Source organism: Melaminivora sp., from assembly GCF_032059615.1.
Classification (GTDB): domain Bacteria; phylum Pseudomonadota; class Gammaproteobacteria; order Burkholderiales; family Burkholderiaceae_C; genus Melaminivora.
Genome location: NZ_DAMCAM010000106.1, coordinates 1 through 3,367, shown reverse-complemented (window position 1 = coordinate 3,367; position 3,367 = coordinate 1). Strand labels below are relative to the sequence as shown.

2 protein-coding genes and 1 pseudogene are annotated in these 3,367 nt (G+C 73.8%); 2 read left to right on the top strand and 1 reads right to left on the bottom strand.

Annotation, left to right across the window (positions count from 1 at the left end; genetic code table 11):
* Positions 1–1,063, bottom strand: a 1,063-nt coding sequence (locus RT051_RS14495; RefSeq protein ID WP_313077811.1) for an AMP-binding protein, incomplete at its 3' end; no start/stop codon positions are given.
* A 214-nt stretch (positions 1,064–1,277) separates the two neighbouring features.
* Here RT051_RS14495 and RT051_RS14490 point away from each other — a divergent pair.
* The gene (locus RT051_RS14490) at positions 1,278–2,963 is read left to right on the top strand and encodes an AAA family ATPase (protein WP_313077808.1); all 1,686 of its coding nucleotides are present in this window, start codon (positions 1,278–1,280) and stop codon (positions 2,961–2,963) included.
* 4 nt (positions 2,964–2,967) lie between these two features.
* A pseudogene (locus RT051_RS14485) lies at positions 2,968–3,367 on the top strand (hypothetical protein); the annotation flags it as partial.

Genomic DNA, 3,367 nt, shown 5'->3' with positions numbered 1-3,367 from the left:
CGCCCGCGGTGTAGGCCACGCGGATGCGCGACAGGCCCATGACGTTGCGCAGCGGCCCGTAGATGGCGAAGTCGGCCAGCCTGTATTTCAGGCGGTCCAGCGTCCCCACACTCTTGCCGTCCAGGATGTCCGAGCCCACGCGGCGCGCCAGCTGCATGCACTGCTCGAACAGCCAGCGCTTCGGGCGGGCGGCGTCCTCCATGCGGATCGACACCGAGGTCAGCATGCCCTCGAACACGCGCGGCGGCGCGAAGTAGTAGCTCGGGCCGATCTCGCGCATGTCGATGGACACGGTGCTGGCCGACTCGGGGCAGTTGATGGTGAACCCGGCCACCATCCACTGCGCGAACGAGAACAGGTGGTCGCCCACCCAGGCCGGGGGCAGGTAGGACAGCACGTTGTCCGAGGGGCCCAGGCGGTCCACCTCGATGCCGCCGCTGGCCGAGCCGACGAAGGCCTCGTGCGTCAGGCACACGCCCTTGGGCTTGCCGGTGGTGCCCGAGGTGTAGAGGATGACCGAGACGTCCTGCGGGCGGACGCTGCCCAGCATCGACTCCCACACGCCCGGGTTGGCGCGGTCCCATGCGTTGCCGCGCGTCACCAGGTCGGCCGTGCTGATCAGGCCCGGCTGGTCGTACTTGCGCAGGCCGCGCGGGTCGTCGTAGATGATGTGGCGGATGCCGGGCACGGTCTCGCGCACCTCCAGCAGCTTGTCCACCTGCTCCTGGTTCTCGGCGAAGGCGAACTCGATGCCCGCGTCCTGCATGACGAAGGTCATCTCCGCGGCCACCGCGTCCTGGTACAGCGGGATGGGCACGCCGCCCATGCTCTGCACCGCCAGGAAGCCCATATAGACGTGGGGGCGGTTGTCGCTGATGAGCGCCAGGTTCTGGCCGCGCGCAAAGCCCAGCGACAGCAGGCCGCAGGCCATGGCGCGCACCTCGGCGCTGGCGGCCTGCCAGCTCCAGGTCTGCCAGATGCCATATTCTTTTTCGCGCAGTGCGGGCGCCTCGGGACGCTCGGCCGCGTGGCGCAGCAGCAGGTGGGGGAATGTGGTTGTCATTCCGGCTCCTCGGGGTTCGGGGGGGACGGCAGCGTGGCGTGTAGGAAAAAGCCGTAGCCTGCTGCGGGATTGCGGCGAATGGTAGGAATGACTTTGACGTCATTCTGTCTTTGTAACGACAATCTAGGGGTTTGTCCCAGCGGGTCTAACCCTTAACACCCCTGCCTCGTCCAAGACTGCGAGCCCCCGCCAGCGCGGCGCTATCCTCGCGCCCATGTACGCCCCCTTCTTCGGCCTGCAGCATCCGCCGTTCTCCATCGCCCCGGACCCGCGCTACCTCTTCATGAGCGAGCGCCACCGCGAGGCGCTGGCGCACCTGCTCTACGGCCTGGACGCGGGGGGTGGCTTCGTGCTGCTCACGGGCGAGGTGGGCACGGGCAAGACCACCGTCTGCCGCTGCTTTCTGGAGCAGGTGCCCGCCACCTGCCACGTCGCCTACATCTTCAACCCCCGGCTCACGGCGATCGAGCTGCTGCGCTCGGTGTGCGAGGAGTTCGGCGTCGAGCCGCACGCCGGCAGCCCGGGCGCGACCACGGCCAAGGACTGCATCGACCCGCTCAACGCCTTCCTGCTGCAGGCCCATGCCGCCGGGCGCACCAGCGTGCTGGTGATCGACGAGGCGCAGAACCTGGCGCCCGAGGTGCTGGAGCAACTGCGCCTGCTGACCAACCTGGAGACCAGCGAGCGCAAGCTGCTGCAGATCATCCTGATCGGCCAGCCCGAGCTGCGCGACATGGTCGCGCGGCCAGGCCTGGAGCAGCTCGCCCAGCGCATCATCGCGCGCTACCACCTGGGTCCCTTGAGCCGTGCCGAGACGGCGCAGTACGTCGCGCACCGCCTGGCCGTCGCGGGCCAGCGCGGCCCGCTGCCCTTTGCGCCGGCGGTGCTGGCGCGGATCCACGCCCTGGCCGGGGGCGTGCCGCGGCGCATCAACCTGCTGTGCGACCGTGCGCTGCTGGGCGCCTACAGTCAGGGCGAGCGCGAGGTGCGCCCCGCCACGCTGCGCCGGGCCGCGCGCGAAGTGGCCGGTGACGGGGCAGCCAGGGGCGCGGGCGGCCGGCTGAGCCCGACGGGCGGCGCGCGCCGGCACTGGCAGGCAGGCACGGCCGGGCTGCTGCTGGGCGCCGCCGCCGCGTTCGGCGCCGTATGGGCTGCCGGCGCGTGGCCGGGCCGGATTGCAGGCCCATCGCTGGCGGCCGGTGCGGCACCTGCCGCGGCCCCGGCCGCCGAAGGGCAGAGCCTCACGCTGGCGCAGTGGCTGGCGGCGCCCGCCGGCAGCGCGGCGGGGCAGGAGCCCGACTGGGGCCGGCTGGCGCGGCTCTGGCAGGCCGAAATGCCCGAGGCCCGCGGGATCTTCGCAGCGCCCGGAGGGGCCGAGGGCGAGGCAGGAGCCTGCGCGGCCCTTGCCTTGATGCAGCTGCGCTGCTGGCACGGCCGTGACGCCAGCCTGGATCTGCTGCGCCAGCTCGACCGGCCGACGCTGCTGGGCCTGCAGGCACCGGGCCAGGCGGCGCCGCGCTGGGCGCTATTGCGCTCGCTCGGCGCGGACACGGCCGTGCTCGTGGTCGACAACAGCCGCACGCTGGCCCTGCCGCTGGCCGAGCTGGCGCCGCTGTGGCACGGCGAGGCGGCCACGCTGTGGCGCGCCCCGGCGGAGCTGCCCGCCTCGGGCGACGTGCTGGGCAGCGCCGCCGCGGCGCAGTGGCTCGACGACCGGCTGGCGCGCGCCGCCGGTCCGGCCGCCCCGCGCCCGGCGCCCGGCGACCGGCGCGCGCGCATCCACGCATTTCAGAAAGCCCAGGGCCTCACGGCCGACGGCCTGGCCGGGCCGCTGACCCTCATGCGGCTCAACCGGGCCACCGGCGTGCCCGAGCCGCGCCTGCAGCACATCGAAGGCTGAACCCATGTCCTACATCCTCGACGCGCTGCGGCGCGCCCAGGCCGAACGCAGCCAGGGCAGCGTGCCCGGCCTGCACACTCCCATGCCGGACGCGCTGGCGCCACCCGCGCGCCCCACGGCCGCCGCGCTGCCGCTGGGGTTGGCAGCCGTGCTGGCCGCCCTGGCCCTGGCGGGCGCGGGCTGGTGGCTGGGGCAGGCGGGCGCGGGCGCGTCCCGCATGGCCGCCGGGGCGCATGCGCCCTTGCCCACCTCCGTGCCGGTGCCGGCGCAACCTGTCGAGCCGGCGCCCTCCGTCCTTCCCGCAGCTGCCCCGCCCATGCCCGAGGCGCCGCCGCCGCGGGCCGAGGCACGGGCGGCTGCAGCGCCGGCGCCGCCGCAGGCCGAGCGCCGCGCACCGCGGCCCA

Coding starts and splice junctions, on each gene's coding strand:
- RT051_RS14490 (WP_313077808.1), top strand. CDS start 1,278: ATGTACGCCCCCTTCTTCGGCCTGCAGCATCCGCCGTTCTCCATCGCC.